The organism is Antarcticibacterium flavum (assembly GCF_006159205.1).
Classification (GTDB): Bacteria; Bacteroidota; Bacteroidia; order Flavobacteriales; family Flavobacteriaceae; genus Gillisia; species Gillisia flava.
Genome location: NZ_CP040812.1, coordinates 1,287,307 through 1,305,131, shown reverse-complemented (window position 1 = coordinate 1,305,131; position 17,825 = coordinate 1,287,307). Strand labels below are relative to the sequence as shown.

Below are 17,825 nucleotides of genomic sequence, written 5' to 3'. Positions count from 1 at the left end.
AATTGCCTGTATTTAAGAAATAACCTTCCATTTACTTGACAACGCCTATCCTGAGATTGTATATTTGCAGCTTTTAAATATTCAACTATGGGAATGAAACTTTCGAACTTCAATTTTGAACTTCCAAAAGAATTATTGGCTGAGTATCCTGCTGAAAACCGGGATGAGGCAAGGCTAATGGTCCTTAACAGGAAGGAACAAACAATTGAGCACAAATTATTTAAAGATGTACTGGATTATTTTGAGCCAAAAGATGTGATGGTTCTTAATAATACCAAGGTTTTTCCTGCGCGTCTCTATGGAAACAAGGAAAAAACCGGTGCCCGTATTGAAGTTTTTCTTTTAAGAGAGTTAAATGCTGAAACCAAATTATGGGATGTACTGGTAGATCCTGCACGTAAAATAAGAATTGGGAATAAACTTTATTTTGGGGAGGATGAAAGCCTTGTAGCTGAAGTTATTGATAACACTACTTCCCGTGGAAGAACTCTAAGATTTTTGTACGATGGTTCTTATGCTGAATTCAGGAAGAAACTTGAGGAACTAGGGGAAACCCCGCTTCCTAAATATATAAAAAGAGAAGTAGAGCCGGAAGACCAGGAGCGATACCAGACTATTTATGCAAAGAAAGAAGGAGCTGTTGCAGCCCCTACAGCAGGATTGCATTTCTCAAAACATTTATTAAAGCGTCTGGAAATAAAAGGAGTTGATTTTGCTGAAGTTACCCTGCACGTAGGACTGGGAACTTTTAACCCTGTTGAGGTAGAAGATCTTTCCAAACATAAAATGGATAGCGAGGAAGCTTTTATTGAAAAAGCGGCTACAGATACAATCAATAAGGCTATTGCAGAAAAAAGAAGGATTTGCGCTGTAGGTACTACAGTGATGAGAGTATTGGAAAGTTCTGTTTCTTCAAATCATACCCTTAACGAATTTAGTGGGTGGACAAACAAATTCATCTTTCCTCCCTACGATTTTAGCATTGCCAATTGTATGATCACTAATTTCCATACCCCAAAGTCAACTTTAATGATGATGGTATCTGCCTTTGCCGGTCATGACTTTATGAAAAAGGCTTATGCTGAAGCGATCAAGGAAAATTACAAATTCTATACTTACGGGGACGCTATGTTGATCCTTTAAGGAGTTAAGTTTTAATTTCAAAAAACCACTGACAGATTTGTTGGTGGTTTTTTTGTTTACTGTTTTCCGTTTTTCGTTTTCGGTTTTCTGTTCTCTGATTTGTGGGTCATTAGGGGATAATTAGTAAGCAGTGGTTAATATTTAGGTTGGCCACGAATGCACGAATAATTCTTAAACTGCTTTGCACAATTTGGTGTCAACTGGCATTGTAGTTCTTTAATGCTTTTGTCTAGTTTTCAGAATCTAGACTCAGACTCTAAATTACCTTCTCTTATTTTTTAACTCATGGTTCTTGATACAGTGATTCTTAATGTGTAGGTTAGCCGCGAATGCATGAATATTTAATAAACAGCTTTGCCTAGCTGGGTGTCGTCTGTCCTTATAGTTCTTTAATGCTTTTTGTCTATTATCTATTTTCTAGACTCCAGATTCCTTTCTCTTCTCTCTTTTCTTTTTTGTTGTTTCTTGATATTTCTTTTTTTTATAGTTGAGCAAAATATGAGATAGAAATTAGCCACGAATGAACGGATGTTTCTGTTTTCTATATACTGGTTCCTTACTTATATTTAGCTCGTTTAGATTTTTAAGAGACCAGCTTTAATAAAATTATCTGGCTTGGGATTTTAACCTTCTGTATCCAATTACCTTGTCCCGTAGGGACTATCTATTGGTAGAAAAATTATTCACAGAAGGCTACCTGTGCCGTAGGTACATGATATGAACAGGAATTTTATTTGTCGTACCTAAAGGCACGGTGGATTGATCTATTTCGATTCTACCCATAGGTAGTCCCTGACGGGACAAATCACCTTCCAAACGTAACCTGGTTCAGGGTCTAAGGTAGCTGGAAGTTCCGTATCTCACCACTTGAATTCCTTCTTGTCCCATCTTTGTTCACTGTTCTCTTTTTTCTTTTTTCTTGTTTCTTGTTTCTTGGTTCCTGTTTCTTCTCTTGTTTCTTGTTTCTTGATTCTTGATTCTTGGTTCTTTTTTAAAAGCCACGAATGCACGAATATTTTTTTATTTTCTTCTATTCTCGCACCGGCATCCTGAGACCCCAATAAAATTTTTTTATTAGCGTGAGGTGATGACGTTTTCCCCGGCCTACGAAAGTTTATCGTAAAATTTGAAATGAGTGGGGCGTTAGAATTTTAGGCTGTCTGAGCGCAACGGATTAATCTCGCATGAATTCATTTTCCCGCGAGTTCCTAAAATTTAGCCACCGAATGATAAATTTAGATAAGCTTTCGTAAGCCTAGACTTTTTTGCTTCTTTTTTGGGCGATGCAAAAAAGAAGGAGCGGTCTTATGAAATGAAGATAAACTCGACACCGTTTCTTCCAGATTCCATAGAATTATATCTAATAAAATACGTCAATGGTAACTTGTTTCAGGATCTATTGGGCTTAGGTGTTACCCATCTCCTACATGGTTCTTGTTTCTTGGTTCTTGTTTCTTGGTTTTTGTTTCTTGGTTCTTGTTTCTTGGTTCTTGTTTCTTGGTTCTTGTTTATTGTTTCTTGCTTCCTTTTTCTTGGTCCTTGTTTCCTGGTTCTTCATATAAAGAAATGAAATCCAAACACTTAGCATTTGCCTTGGCTAAAATCCTAAAAATCTTCATACTTTTGCAGCGTGAAAAATAAAAAGAAAGATATACGGGCATTAACGAAGCAGCAACTCCAGGATTTTTTCGTGGACAGGGGGGACAAATCTTTTCGGGGAACCCAGGTTTATGAATGGTTGTGGCAAAAGAGTGCGCATAGTTTTGAAGATATGACCAATATCTCCAAAGAGACCCGTGAAATGCTGAAGGAGAATTTTGTTATAAACCACATACGTGTTGATCAAATGCAGCGAAGCAGTGACGGCACGATCAAGAATGCAGTGAAATTACATGACAGCCTTACAGTGGAGTCAGTACTAATCCCTACTCCTAAAAGGACTACTGCCTGTGTTTCTTCACAGGTTGGGTGCAGCCTGGATTGCAAATTTTGTGCAACTGCCACGCTTAAAAGAATGAGAAATCTTAACCCTGATGAAATATACGATCAGGTAGTGGCCATAGATAACGAAAGTCGGCTTTACTTTGATAAACCTCTTTCCAATATTGTTTTTATGGGGATGGGGGAGCCTTTAATGAACTATAATAACGTTATGAAGGCGATTGAAAAGATTACATCCAAAGACGGTCTTGGAATGTCCCCAAAGAGAATAACAGTTTCTACCTCCGGGGTTCCAAAGATGATCAAAAAGCTGGCAGATGATGAGTCGAAGGTAAAGCTTGCAGTTTCTTTACACTCTGCCATTGATGAAGTGCGAACTAGCATTATGCCTTTTAATGCTACTTTTTCTCTAAGTGACCTGCGGGAGGCCCTTGAATACTGGTATTCAAAAACTAAAAGCAGGATAACCTATGAATATATAGTATGGGAAGGTATCAATGACAAACGAAAAGATGCCGAGGCCCTTGTGAAATTTTGCAAATATGTTCCCTGTAAGGTGAATTTGATCGAATACAATCCTATAGATGATGGTGTTTTTCAACAGGCAACAGGAGAGGCTACAGCTATGTATCAAAACCTGCTGGAGCAAAACGGGATAACCGTAACGGTTAGAAGGTCCCGGGGGAAGGATATCGATGCCGCCTGCGGACAGCTGGCGAATAAATCTTCATAGAATTAGTTTTTTATTCTCCTGAAGGAAACGATTTTTATGTTTTTGTCATTCTTAGCCCCAAATAAAAAATTTAGAGAAGCTTTCCTAAGCCTGGATTTTTTGGTTCTTTTTCTTGCAACCGACGACCAGAGGGAGAGGATTGCAGAAAAAAAAGAACAAACGGTCCTTTGAAAAGGGATTAAACCCGACGCCGTTTCTTCAAAACAGCATTTTTAAACCTCCCTTCCCTGCTGTTAAATAAAGATTTGTTTACCTATCTTTGGTGTCCTTATGAAGGTCATTGCCCAGATAAAACTTCCCGTTGAAAAAGAGATGGAGCTTTTTGAAAAAAAGTTCTTTGAATCCATGTCTTCGAAAGTGGCCCTCTTAAATCGTATCACCCATTATATAGTTAACCGGAAGGGGAAGCAAATGCGTCCAATGTTTGTTTTCCTGGTTGCTAAAATGGTGTCTGGGGGCAATGTCAATGAGCGCACCTACAGGGGGGCTTCGGTAATAGAACTTATTCATACCGCTACCCTTGTTCATGATGACGTGGTAGATGATTCCAATCGCCGCCGCGGATTCTTCAGCATTAATGCTTTATGGAAAAATAAGATCGCCGTCCTGGTAGGGGATTATCTTCTTTCAAAAGGACTTCTATTGTCAATAGACAATAATGATTTTGACCTTTTGAAGATCATTTCTGTAGCGGTGAGAGAAATGAGTGAGGGGGAGTTACTTCAAATAGAAAAGGCACGGCGACTTGATATTACAGAGGCTGTGTATTACGATATAATCAGGCAAAAAACAGCTACACTTATCGCTGCCTGCTGCAGCCTTGGAGCAGCATCGGTTAAGCCTGAATCGAATGAGATCGCGAAAATGCGCCGCTTTGGAGAACTAATTGGTATGGCCTTTCAAATCAAGGATGATCTTTTTGATTATGGGGAGGAGCAAATAGGAAAACCTACAGGAATAGATATAAAGGAGCAAAAAATGACCTTGCCTCTTATCTACACTCTCAACAACTGTGATCCAAAAGAGAAAAAATGGATCATAAATTCGGTCAAAAACCATAATAAGGATAAGAGCAGGGTAAGAGAGGTAATCACCTTTGTTAAAAACAATGGCGGCCTTGATTATGCTGTTGGCAGGATGAAAGAATTCCAGAAAGAAGCTCTCTCAATGCTACAGGATTACCCGCAATCTCCTTACAGGGATTCCCTGGAGTTAATGGTTAATTATGTGATAGAAAGAAAGAAATAAAATTTTGAATAAGCGAATTCTGTCGAAAAAATTTAAATTTCTCTTGTAAAATGATTAAAGGGGCGTCATAATTAAAATCAAGACACCCCCTTTTACCTGTTACCTTCTGCTTAATTGGTGGCTTCCTTCGCGCCGTCTCCATATTTGAATGGAGGATAAGTCTCCGGATCTTCTCCTGCAAGCTTTCCAAAATTCCTGAATGCCCTGTCAACCTGTTCCTTTGGAGTGGTGGCAAATTCACTCTCTGTCACCTCATAGTTTTCCTGAAGCGAATCCAGCGCAATATGCATCTCCTCCCTTACCTTCGCATACTCTTTACTATTATAGACATTGGTCAATTCACGGGGATCCTTTTCCAGGTCATAAAGTTCCCATTCATCAATATCATCATAAAAGTGCATTAACTTATACCTGTGGGTACGAATACCATAATGCCTTTTGACCATGTGAAAGGCCGGGAAATCGTAATAATGATAGTAGATGGCATCTCTAAAATCTTCTCCACCAGAATTTTGACTAAGTAGGCTTCTCATAGATTTTCCCTGCATATCATCCGGAATACTCGCTCCAGCGAAATCCAGGAAAGTAGGGGCGAAATCCAAATTTTGTGTGAGGGCGGTAACCTCACTTCCGGCAGGAATTTCAGGGGGATATTGGATGAGTAAAGGCATTGCCATGGATTCCTCATACATGAATCTTTTGTCAAAGAATCCTTTCTCTCCCAGGTAAAATCCCTGGTCTGTGGTGTAAACTATTATAGTATTTTCTATCATATCATTCTCTTCCAGGTAATCCAGGATCTTTCCCACACCTTCATCAACAGAGGCAACGGTTGCCAGGTAATCCTGCAGGTATCGTTGTCCTTTCCATTCAGCCAGCTCTTTCCCACTAATATTTGCCTCGTGAAAGGCATCATTTTTTGGCCTGTAAGCTTTGTTCCATTGATCCCTTTGTGCTTTTGTCATTCTCTTAAAATCGGTTTTCCAGGGATTATGCCTAAGGGAATCACTTCCTTTTTCCACGCTCATCTTAAGATCATGTCCCTCATACATATCTCTGTAAATAGTTTGTAACTGTTGCTGTGCGGCTACCTGGTCCTCAAAATCTGGGAAATATGTATCGGGCAGGGGAAATTCCACATCATCATATTTATTTAAATGTCTTAGGGCAGGCATCCAGTTCCTGTGCGGTGCCTTGTGTTGCACCATTAAAAGAAATGGTTCCGTGTCATCCTTGTGTTGGCGCAACCAATCAAGCCCCATCTCTGTTACTATATCTGTTGCGTAACCTTCTATCCTGGTAGTATCCTGCCCACGAATGAAATCGGGGTTATAGTAGTTTCCCTGGTCTACAAGTATATGCCAGTCATCAAATCCTTCAGGCAGGCCGTGCAGGTGCCATTTTCCAAAAAGTGCCGTTTGGTAACCTGCTTCCTTCAAAAACTTGGGTAGGGTAGGCTGGGAGCCGTCAAAAACATCGCCATTCATTCTAAAGCCATTTAAGTGGCTGTGTTTGCCGGTAAGGATTACTGCACGGCTTGGACCGCAAATGGAATTAGTACAATAATTGCTAATAAATTTTGCTCCATTTTGGGCTATCCTGTCAATATTGGGAGTAGGAGCAAGGCGGCTTACAGGGTGGCCATAGGCACTTATTGCCTGCGCAGCATGATCATCAGTCATGATGAACACAATATTTGGTCTTTTTGGTTCTTCTTCAGGCTTCTCTTTTTTTTCCTCACAGGAAAAAGTTAATGCCATAATGAAAATTAGACGGAGGCTTCTATTTAATAGGAATGTCATTGGGTAGTATTGAAATTGAGGTTAATATAGAACTTAAAACTACAAAACATAGTACATTTGTGAAACTATATTACCCAAACAAAAACTGCTCAAAGCATCATTGGACTATGAGAAATACTGTTTTAACCATCCTATTAGCAGGGTTTTATGTCTTTAAATTATCCTCCCAGGATCTTATACCACCTATACAAAATTTTTCTTCTGTGCAGTATGGTGCAGCAAGTCAAAACTGGGATATTGCCATAGATTCCCTTGGAATCATCTATGCAGCCAACAATGAAGGCCTTCTTTCCTATGATGGTATGCAGTGGAAGTTAAGTACTTTGGAATCTGGTTCAATAATAAGGTCCGTCTATCCTCAAAAAGACAGGGTTTATACCGGGTCTTACCAGGAATTTGGTTACTGGCAGAGGGACAAGACAGGTGCAATGCAATATACTTCATTGAGTCCTCTTATAAAGGAAAGGCAAATGCGGAATGAAGAAATATGGGATATTATTTCCTTTAATGGTGATATTTATTTCAGGTCCTTTGCTGCCATCTATAAGTATGATCACAACACTATTGAAGTAGTTCAGAATCGTGTTTCCAATGCTATGCTGGCTTATAATGGAGAACTTTTTGTCGCTGCCGGGCAACTTGGACTTTGTAGACTTACCGGGGAGAAGGACCTGCAGGCTCTTCCCTCCCAGGAGATCATAGGGGGAAACACTATTGTAGATATGCTGGATTTTAAAGGAGCATTACTTGTGGGAACAAGGAATGCTCTTTATACCTACAGGAACGGCAGGTTCTCTTTGTTTGAAGACAGGGAACTTATAAACATGCTGGAGCGATATGAATTCAATCATATCTCAAAGGTTTCAGAAGATGAATTCGTAATCGCCACCGTTAAGAATGGAATCATACATTATAACAATAATACCAGGACCAGCAGGATCTATAACAGGAATAGTGGGTTGCAAAACAATACGGTTCTCGCTATGGCTTTAAGGAATGGAAAACTTTGGTTAGGTCTCGATAACGGGATTGACGCTATTTCCCTTGATTCCCCAATAAGTTTCTATACAGATGATACCGGGGAACTTGGTGCCGTTTATGATTTGGCCTATCATAATTCTACGCTGTACCTGGCAAGTAATACGGGGGTTTACCTGTTTCAGGATGGTGAATTGCGCATTGTGGAAGGGGCAGAGGGGCATACCTGGAACCTTGAGGTACTTGGGAAAGAATTATATGCCAACCATAATACAGGTACGTACCGGGTTGAAGGTAACAGGTTCCTGCCTGTGGAAGAAAGGACAGGCAGTTTTGAGATCCAAAGCATGCCAGGGGAATTTACCGGGAGGTATATTATTGGCAGTTATACAGGAATTAGTGTTTACGATCCTGATACTCGTGATGTTTCTGAAATAGAAGGGGTGACTTTTCCGGTTAAAAAAATGATACTTGAAACCAATGGTACGATTTGGGCCTCGCATCCTTATGAGGGAGTCTACAGGATAGGGATGAAGAATGGAATTAAAGACCGGGCATTGGTAGAGAAAATGGGTGACACCTCCAACGAACGTTTTTTTAAGGCTGATGTTTTTAAATTAAACAATCAAATTGGGATCCTACAGAATAACGAGTGGTATAAATACAATTCTTTTCTTGATAGCCTGGTCCCTTTTCCTGAATTGAGCAATTTTAAAAACCACCGCTTGTTGCTAGAAGATCGCAATGGTTACTGGTTCACGAATACTGAAAACAATTCCATTGTTTTCACAGATTTTAAGGAAGTACAAATAAATCTGGCCTTTCAGGAGCTTAATAACCGGCTGGTGAAAGGAAATGAGAATCTCATAAAAATCAATGATTCCCTGTACCTCGTAACTCTTAATGATGGTTTTGGGAAAATAAACCTGCCTGAGCTTTTACGAAGCAAGGCAAATGAAAGGATAAGTGATCCTATTATAATGGGGTTAAGTGATATGATAGTGAATCACGATATCACCAGGCGACCCTCCATACCTTTCCGGCAGGGGAGGGAGATCAGTTTCAGGACCGGCCTTCCTGATTCTGATGCCACCGACCTGTTTTACGAACTCGAGGGTGCAGGGAATATGAAGGGTAGGGTAGAGAATGGGCAGGTGACTTTTCAAAATTTGTCCAATGGAGATTACCGCATCAAAATATTTTCCATGAGCCCACAGGGCAATATGTCGAATATCACTCATTTCGATTTTGTAATACTCCCTCCCTGGTATTTGTCAAACCTTATGAAATTAGGATATGTGCTCTTATTCTTAACCTTAATAGGAATGATTTACTGGTTGAACAGGTTGAAACTCAAGAAACACCGGTTAATTCTTGAACAAAAATTCAAGAAGGAGCACGAGGAGCGGCTTAATAAACTTGAGAAAGAACGCCTTTTAAATGAAATAAACAGTAAGAGGAAAGAATTGGCTAATACTACCTTAATAAGTGCAAAGAAGAATGAGGTCCTTATGGAAATCCAGGGAGAATTGAGTAAGGATAAGGAAAAGTTTTCAAACCAGTTTCGTTTGAAACATCTTATGAATAAGATCAATAATGCTATCAAAAGTAAAGATGAGTGGAAGGTTTATGAAACCAACTTTAATGAGTTACACGAAGATTTCTTCAAGGAGTTACTTCAGGCTTACCCAAAATTAAGTAATAAGGATCTTAAATTATGCTCCTACCTCAAAATGAATATGTCCTCTAAAGAGATTGCCCCCCTTATGGGTATCTCGGTTAGAGGTGTTGAAGTTCACCGCTATAGGTTAAGAAAAAAAATGGGACTGGACAGTAAGGAAAACCTTACAAATTTTATGATCAGGAATTTTTGAGAATTTAGGGAAAGGTCTGATTTTTAGGTTTTTTCACTACAACATCACTACATCACTTTAATATTTTTTTCTGTTAAATTTACATCAATTAACTTTTAAAAGGCTGTAAATGATTATATTAACATACAATTAAAGCTTGATGTAGGAGATGTGTACTACAACGTTTGCGTGAATCTCCCCTCTGGTAGTATCTTAACCTAATATTCAGTAAAAAATTATAGCGTATGAAATTTAGATTACTACTGGTCCTTGCATTTTTCCTTACGACTTTAGGATATGCACAGGGAACAAAAACCATAACAGGAACTGTTATGGATGGCAATGATCTTCCACTGCCAGGAGCAGAAGTTAAGGTTATTGGAAAGGACATTTTTGATGTCACAGATTTTGATGGGAATTTCACACTTGAAGGAGTGCAGGTTGGTGATGCCTTTAGGGTCACGTTCCTGGGTTTCTCACCTATGGAAGTTCCTGTTACTACCCAGGATAATTATTTAATTACACTTGAAGAAGATGCAGGACAACTTGAAGAGGTAGTGGTTATTGGATATGGTACTGCTACCAAGAGGGATCTTACCGGTTCTATCGCTACCATTGATGCAGAGGAGATCGAGAGAACACCTACTGCAAACGTTATGCAATCATTACAAGGTAAAGTTTCCGGGGTTCAAATTGTAAGTTCCGGTTCTCCCGGTGATTCTCCAACCGTGAGGATTAGGGGAGTTGGAACCTTTGGGGATGCAACCAATGTGTTATATGTTGTGGATGGGGCCTTATATGATAACATTGATTTCCTCAATACCAAGGATATTAAATCTGTAAACATATTAAAAGATGCATCTTCATCTGCTATTTATGGGGTGAGGGCTGCCAATGGGGTGGTGATCATCGAGACCAAATCTGGGAGACTTAATCAAAAGGTGCAGTTTGAATATGACGGTTATACCGGGATTCAAAGGGCTCAAAATGTAGTAAAGCTCGCCAATACCGAGCAGTTCTATACAATGGCTGTAGAATCTGGTTCCCAGGCTGATGTTAACTTTATACAAAACGCTATACAGCGATATGGACGAAGCCGCATAAATCCAAACCTGCCAGATGTGAATACAGACTGGTACAGGGAGATCCTAAGGGATGGTTTGATGCAGAACCATAGTATCTCGGCTTCCGGTGGAGGTGAAAGGGTTGCTTATGCAGTAGGTGCTAACTATACCGGCCAGGAGGGGATTCTGGATATGAAAAATGATTATGAAAGGTTTAATATTCGCTCTAAAATTGATGTTGATATTTCCAGTCGTTTTAAAGCCGGAGTAAATACTATCTTTAGTAATGCAACCAAACATTCTCCAGAAAATGGAGCCTGGTTCAGGGCTTATTTTGCCGTTCCTGTGATGCCGGTGATCGATGAGACCAATACAGAATCTGGCCCAATTCGCTATTCCAACGCACAAAACCTGGGGTACAGGGGAACACAAAACCCTTTCCAGGATTTGGCTTATAACCAGAACAGACTTAAAATAAGAAAGCTGCTTGCCACTATGTATCTTCAATATGAAATTATAGAAGATAAACTTGACTTTAGAACTACATATAGTCACGATTATTCCTCACTGGAAGAAAGGAATGTGAATTTACCTTATACTCTTGGGAATAATTTTGAAAGACGATCCAGTATAAGAAGGGCTAATAATAATTTCTCGAATCAATTCTGGGATAATGTCCTTACATATAAGGACAGGTTTGGAGATCATAATTTAACTGCTATGTTAGGTACTTCTTTTAGAGATGAAGCCAGTAATACATTTTCTGCCACAGGATTTGATATAGCAGGAATTGGCCTGGAAACCAGCTGGTACCTTGATTTTGCCGATCAGGATTCCTTCAGTAATAACGTTAATGAAATTGGAAGAAGATTCTACGGAATGTCCTATTTTGGTAGGATCGCCTATGATTATCAAGGTAAATACTTATTATACGGAACTCTTAGAGCAGATGGTTCTTCAAAATTCACATTGGATCCATGGGGATATTTCCCTTCTGTAGGTTTAGGTTGGGTAGTGTCTGACGAAAGCTTCTTCCCCACTACTAATTTTGTGGATTTCTTTAAGCTTCGCGCAAGCTGGGGTAAATTGGGGAATGATAATGTTGCGGCCAGTGCAGGTTCCAATACTATAAATGTAATAACAACTCCTATAAATAACCAGCCGCGTCCAGGGCTCACAGCTACCAGTGTTTTCTCCAATAATACATGGGAAGTCATTGAAGAGAGGAACTTTGGATTTAATCTTGAATCATTTGGTAACAGGTTATCCATAGATGCAGATTATTACATTCGGGATACACATGATGCCATCCTTCCTGTTTATATTCCAATTGTTAACCGTAGTGTTGACAGGAACTCTGGAACAATTCGAAATGAAGGATTCGAATTAGGTGTGAACTGGAACCAGAGAGTTAATGACGATTTTAGCTACAGAATAGGATTTAATTTCACTACGCTTAAAAATGAAGCGATCGCGATTGAAGATGAACGAGGGTATATCGATTCGGGGTCTGCAGAGTTTAGACAGCGTACTACTTTGGGAGGCCCACTGTTAGGATTTTATGGATATGAAAGGATTGGAGTATATCAAAATCAGCAACAAATAGATAATGATCCTGTTGCAGTAGCCAATAATCTGGTGCCTGGTGACCTTATTTATAGGGATCAAAATGGAGATGGAGTAATCGACGACAATGACAGGGTAATTCTTGGATCTTTCCTTCCTAAATATACTTTTGGAGGGAACCTGGGAATGTCTTACAAAAACTTTGAGTTTTCCATGGATGTTTACGCTCAAACAGGTAATAAGATAATCAACCGTAAAAGAGGGGAAATAATCTTTACCCAGGACACCAATATGGATGCAGATCTTGCGATAAACAGATGGCACGGGGAGGGAACAAGTAATTCCTATCCATCCTCAGCCGGGTTGCGTAAGGCATGGAACCAAAGGTTAAGTGATTTTTGGGTAGAGGATGGGGACTTCTTCAGGATTCAGAACGTGCAGATTGCTTATAACATCATACAGGATGGTTTACCAGACATGAGAATTTATGCAACCGCAGAAAGACCACTTACCCTATTTAATTATAACGGATTTAATCCTGAAGTGCCTAACGGGGTGGATAGACAAACTTATCCAGTACCCGCAATTTATACGGTTGGTGTTAATATGAGATTTTAAAAAAAAATATTATGAAAAGAGATAATTCAACAAAAATTCTTTTGCTTGTCCTGTTAATGGGAGTTGGACTTAGTTCCTGCCACGATAAGCTGGATGTACGGGAAGGCCAACTGGCCACAGGGGATCTTGATTATACAGATGCCTCCACTATGATCCAGCCTTTAATTGGGGCATATTATGAAATGGCCACCCGGGGCTGGGAGGAACCACTCTTGCTTGGTGTAAGAGGAGATGATGTGAATGCAGGTGGTTTAGGTGATCAACAACCATTTGCTGATACCGACCAGTACACATATGACAGGGATTACTGGATGTATAATTCCCTGTGGAATGTGCATTACAACGATATCATCAATATGAATACCGCTATCCTGCAGCTTGAAAATTTCAGGGAATTTGCAAATGAGGCAGATGCAGCCCGGGCAGACCAGTATATAGCTGAAATTATGGTAATGCGAGCTTATTTACATTTTAATCTCGCTAGGGTGTGGGAAGATATATTTATCATCACTTCCAATCAACCTGAAGAAGAACTCCAGGCCGGTGTTTCCTCAAAGGCTGAAGTGATGCAATTTATTTCAGACCAAATGGATATGGCAATTTTGGACCTTCCTGCTGTGAGGCCTAATGAGCGCACAGACGTGATGGGAGGGGTTACCGCATATACCGCTTATGCTGTAAAAGCTTTGGCAAACCAGGAACTGGAAAATTATCAGGAAGTAGCCAATGCGACTGGGGCTATTATAGGTTCCGGAAGATTCTCATTATATCCAGATTTTTACCAGTTATTCAAAAAGCCTGGTGAGTTAAGTAACGAGAGTCTTTTTGAGTTACAGTATTCAGATTATGGTACACCTTCAGGAGATGCGCTGTATCATTTATATGCACCTTTTGGTCCTCAAAACTGGACCCCGGCAAGGGAAAATGCTCAAAGTGGATGGGGTTTTTATGAGCCGAGTAAGAAATTTATAAAATTCATGCTTGACCGTGATGAGGAAGTGAGACTACAAACCAGTGTTTTATTCACCAATGATGGTATAGATGAACTTCGTGCAGATGGATATACAGACCTACCTTCTTTCGTTAGTAATACGACCCCTTCAGGAGATGTTATTAATAATTTTGAAAGGGCTAATTTCTCCAGTGGAAAACACTACCTGCCATCCATTCAATTAACCGATGGAAGAAATGATTACAGTGCGGGGAAGAATATGATAGTTATTCGCTATGCCGAGATCCTTTTGATGTATGCTGAAGCTGTAACCCTGGGTGCAAATCCAACAAGCATTTCTGCAGATGAGGCTGTGAACCTGGTAAGAAGTCGTGCCGGGATGCCCGCTCTAAGTGGGGTGACTCACCAGGATGTGCTGGATGAAAAGTTCGCAGAACTTGCCATGGAATGGGGAATAAGATATTTTGATATGATTCGTCACGAGAAGTATGGGGAATTGAGCTATGACGGCAGGACCTTTAGTGCAGATAAGGAATACTTGCCTTATCCACAGGCACAAATCGATGCACTACCCCTTGGGGCCAATGCAGTGATGAACTCAATGTTAAATAACTAAAATTTGTAGGCATGAAAAACTATATAAAATCCTCCTTTTATCTATTGTTTCTCGTTTTTGGATTTTCATCCTGCGAGTATGATGGAATTGATCCTATAACCCCGGTAGATCCGGGACCCGATGCAGGTGCTCCGGTAGTGCGAATAATATCGCCAAATGAGGGATCAACTATACAGGTGCCAGAGGCAGTTGCCAGCGTAAATATTCGTTTCGAAGTGGAAGATGATATTGAAGTAGAGTCTGTGGAAGTCCTTGTGAACGGAAACCAGATCGCTACCTTCGATGAGTTTTTGGATTACCGTATCGTAAAGCGAAACGTGGTTTTTGACCAGGTAACCAATGGAGAACATACGTTAACTGTGCGGGCAACCGATATTGCAGGCAATACAACAAGTCAAACTGTGAACTTTAGCAAAGAACCTCCTTATTCTCCAAAATATGCGGGAGAGTTCTTCTATATGCCTTTTGATGGTGACTTTATGGAGCTCGTTAATATTTATACTGCAGAGGAAATTGGTTCTCCAACCTTTTCTACTGCTGCATTCCTTGGAACCGGAGCCTATAGAGGGGTTGCCGATTCCTATGTAACTGTCCCACTTAATGAAGAAGATCTTGGGGATGAATTTACCGCAACCTTTTGGTACAATATGAGTGCAGAGGTTACTCGTGCAGGAATTTTAACCGCTGCGGCAAGTCAAAACGATTTCAGTCAGGGTTTCCGCCTGTTTAGAGAAGGATCTGGTACAACACAAACAATTAAACTCAACGTTGGTACGGGAACCGGGGATCGCTGGAATGATGGGGGAGCCGTTGAAGTAACAGGAGAATGGGTGCACATTGCAGTTAGTATTAGCCCAACAGAATCTGTTATATACGTAAATGGTATGCCATTACGCATTGCAGATATGCCTGGTGCTATCGATTGGACCGGAGTGGACGAATTAACCATAGGTTCTGGTGGTGAAAATTTTGATATCTATAATCATCGATCAGACGTTAACAGTCTTGTGGATGAGTTGAGACTATTCAACATGGTTTTAACCCAGGGCGATATTCAGGATTTAATAAGCGCCTCAGCCGTTACCCTTCATATGCCTTTTGATGGAAATTACAGGGAGCAGGTTTCAAACAGGGAAGTTACTGTAGTAGGTTCTCCCGGTTTTGCCGGCGAAAGCGTAGTGGGCAGTGATGCTTATGCAGGCGCTGAAGGTTCTTATCTTACACTTCCTTCTGAAGGTTTATTAAGTGACGAGTTTAGTGCAACTTTCTGGTATAATGTAAATGCCAGCCCGGACAGAGCAGGTATTATTGTTATTGGCCCGGAAGATGCTGACAATGCAGGATTTCCCGGGACACAAAATGACAGAACTTCCGGATTAAGATTTTTCAGGGAAAATGGTGCTGCGGGTACCCAGAGGTTCAAATTGAACGTAGGGAATGGATCTGCTGATACCTGGGTTGATGGTGGTGAAGCGGCAGATGTTGCTAACGATGCAGGATGGGTGCATTTAGCATTCACCATTTCGTCCAATACTGCCACTGTTTATATAAATGGTGAGCCTGTAAGGGAATCAACTTTCTCCGGTATAGACTGGACCGGGACAGATATTGTATCTATAATGTCTGGTGCGCCAAGATTTACAGAGTGGGGCCATTTGTCTGACCAGAGTTATATGGATGACCTGCGTTTCTATAACAAAGCACTTACACAGGAAGAGATCCAGGAAAATATGGATTCTGAATAAATAAATTTAAAACTCCGGCACCCGGTTGAGGTGTGCCGGAGTTCTTTTTCTATTCCAAAAATAAAACTCCCTGTGATGTTAAATCATCACATTTCTTAATTACCCCCGCATTGCCGGTTTCCTGAATTTTCAAAATTATTATTTTGAGGGTTTCAGCTACTTATTACCTGTAAGGAAACCAATTGCGGAGAAATAATTAGGGGTTGAATTACGGAATTAAAATTAAAAAGGATGAAAAGAATAGGGTTTATAATGGTATTGATGGTTTTCATTGGCTGCTCAAATGATGATGGCCCCGGTTATCAGGAACCGTATGTTCCCGGTACCGGAGGAGAAAAGGAGGAACCCTTAGCCGATGATGAGTTGCTGGAATTGGTACAGGAAACCACTTTTAAATATTTCTGGGATTTTGCAGGAACAAACTCAGGATTGGCCAAAGAACGCTCCCAGGCCGATGCCTATGGAGGCCAGGGTAGTAATATTGTAACTATTGGTGGGTCAGGTTTTGGAATAGCAGCCTTCCCGGTGGCGGTGGAGCGGGGTTGGATAAGCAGGGAACAGGCCGTTCAAAGATTGGATAAGGTCCTGGATTTTCTCGAAACTGTACCTACTTACCACGGGGCTTTTTCCCACTGGTACTTGGATAACACTGCGCAAACCCGGCCATTTAGCAGTATGGATGATGGAGGTGACCTGGTAGAAACAGCCTTTTTAATGCAGGGCCTATTGATTGCCAGGCAATATTTTTCCAATGAACCTGAAATTGTAGACCGCATCACAGCATTATGGGAGGCGGTAGAATGGGATTGGTATACCAAAGGTGAAAATGTACTTTACTGGCACTGGTCTCCTACTTATAATTTTCAAATGAACCTTAGGATACAGGGCTGGAATGAGTCTTTAATCGTATATGTGCTTGCAGCTTCTTCCCCTACACATCCTATAGAACCGCAAGTTTATTACCAGGGATGGGCATCAAACGGAAATATGGTGAACAACAGGCAACACTATGGGATCAATCTCCCTCTTGGACCTGCTTTTGGTGGGCCATTATTCTTTGCTCATTATTCCTTTATTGGGCTGGATCCAAGGAATCTTACAGATAGATATGCGAATTACTGGGAACAAAATCGTTCCCACACTCTTATACATTATAATTACGCGATAGATAATCCAAAGAATTTCGAAGGCTATGGAGAAAATTCCTGGGGATTCACGGCCAGTGACAATTACCAGGGATATTCTGCTCACAGTCCGGCCAATGATATTGGAGTGATTACTCCAACCGCGGCTTTATCTTCTTTTCCATATACGCCTGAAGAATCTATGAAAGCCCTGAGATATTTTTATGAGGAACTGGGCAACAGGCTTTGGGGCCCCTATGGTTTCTATGATGCATTTTCTGAAGAAGAAGGCTGGTTTGCCAATGGATACCTGGCAATTGACCAGGGACCTATTATTGCTATGATAGAGAATCACAGGACAGGATTGCTTTGGGAGCTGTTTATGCAGGATGAGGAGGTACAGGAAGGGCTTGATAAACTGGAGTTTACTTATTAAAGGCTA

Annotated in this window: 10 protein-coding genes; 8 read left to right on the top strand and 2 right to left on the bottom strand. The window is 40.6% G+C overall.

What is annotated here, in order from left to right:
- Window positions 1-93: 93 nt before the first annotated feature.
- The gene (queA, locus tag FHG64_RS05420) at window positions 94-1,143 is read left to right on the top strand and encodes a tRNA preQ1(34) S-adenosylmethionine ribosyltransferase-isomerase QueA (protein WP_139067899.1); all 1,050 of its coding nucleotides are present in this window, start codon (window positions 94-96) and stop codon (window positions 1,141-1,143) included.
- A gap of 860 nt (window positions 1,144-2,003) precedes the next feature.
- Here queA and FHG64_RS05415 read toward each other — a convergent pair.
- A complete protein-coding gene (locus FHG64_RS05415; protein ID WP_139065469.1) occupies window positions 2,004-2,204 on the bottom strand; it encodes a hypothetical protein in 201 nt (66 codons plus the stop codon).
- Between the two features lie 569 nt (window positions 2,205-2,773).
- Here FHG64_RS05415 and rlmN point away from each other — a divergent pair.
- Together rlmN and FHG64_RS05405 are read left to right on the top strand one after the other, a co-directional pair.
- Window positions 2,774-3,817: a 23S rRNA (adenine(2503)-C(2))-methyltransferase RlmN gene (rlmN, locus tag FHG64_RS05410; protein ID WP_139065468.1), complete on the top strand. Its 1,044-nt coding sequence runs from the start codon at window positions 2,774-2,776 to the stop codon at window positions 3,815-3,817.
- A 270-nt stretch (window positions 3,818-4,087) separates the two neighbouring features.
- Window positions 4,088-5,065, top strand: a complete 978-nt coding sequence (locus FHG64_RS05405) for a polyprenyl synthetase family protein (protein WP_139065467.1) — start codon at window positions 4,088-4,090, stop codon at window positions 5,063-5,065.
- Between the two features lie 110 nt (window positions 5,066-5,175).
- On the opposite strand, the gene FHG64_RS05400 is transcribed toward FHG64_RS05405, so the two are convergent.
- Complete coding sequence (locus FHG64_RS05400; RefSeq protein WP_246054302.1) at window positions 5,176-6,825, bottom strand: sulfatase family protein; 1,650 nt, start codon at window positions 6,823-6,825, stop codon at window positions 5,176-5,178.
- A 149-nt stretch (window positions 6,826-6,974) separates the two neighbouring features.
- On the opposite strand from FHG64_RS05400, the gene FHG64_RS05395 reads away from it, so the two are divergent.
- The 5 genes from FHG64_RS05395 to FHG64_RS05375 all read left to right on the top strand — a co-directional run bounded on the left by FHG64_RS05395 (window position 6,975) and on the right by FHG64_RS05375 (window position 17,819).
- Window positions 6,975-9,719, top strand: coding sequence for a helix-turn-helix and ligand-binding sensor domain-containing protein (locus FHG64_RS05395; protein WP_139065465.1), 2,745 nt, complete (start codon window positions 6,975-6,977; stop codon window positions 9,717-9,719).
- 224 nt (window positions 9,720-9,943) lie between these two features.
- Entirely contained in the window at window positions 9,944-12,946 is a 3,003-nt protein-coding gene (locus FHG64_RS05390; RefSeq protein WP_139065464.1) for a SusC/RagA family TonB-linked outer membrane protein, read from the top strand.
- 11 nt (window positions 12,947-12,957) lie between these two features.
- Entirely contained in the window at window positions 12,958-14,514 is a 1,557-nt protein-coding gene (locus tag FHG64_RS05385; RefSeq protein ID WP_139065463.1) for a RagB/SusD family nutrient uptake outer membrane protein, read from the top strand.
- An 11-nt stretch (window positions 14,515-14,525) separates the two neighbouring features.
- Entirely contained in the window at window positions 14,526-16,259 is a 1,734-nt protein-coding gene (locus tag FHG64_RS05380) for a LamG-like jellyroll fold domain-containing protein (RefSeq protein WP_139065462.1), read from the top strand.
- A gap of 231 nt (window positions 16,260-16,490) precedes the next feature.
- Window positions 16,491-17,819 carry a glucoamylase family protein gene (locus tag FHG64_RS05375; protein ID WP_168191320.1) on the top strand — a complete coding sequence of 443 codons (1,329 nt, stop codon included), beginning with the start codon at window positions 16,491-16,493 and terminating at the stop codon, window positions 17,817-17,819.
- Window positions 17,820-17,825: the final 6 nt, after the last annotated feature.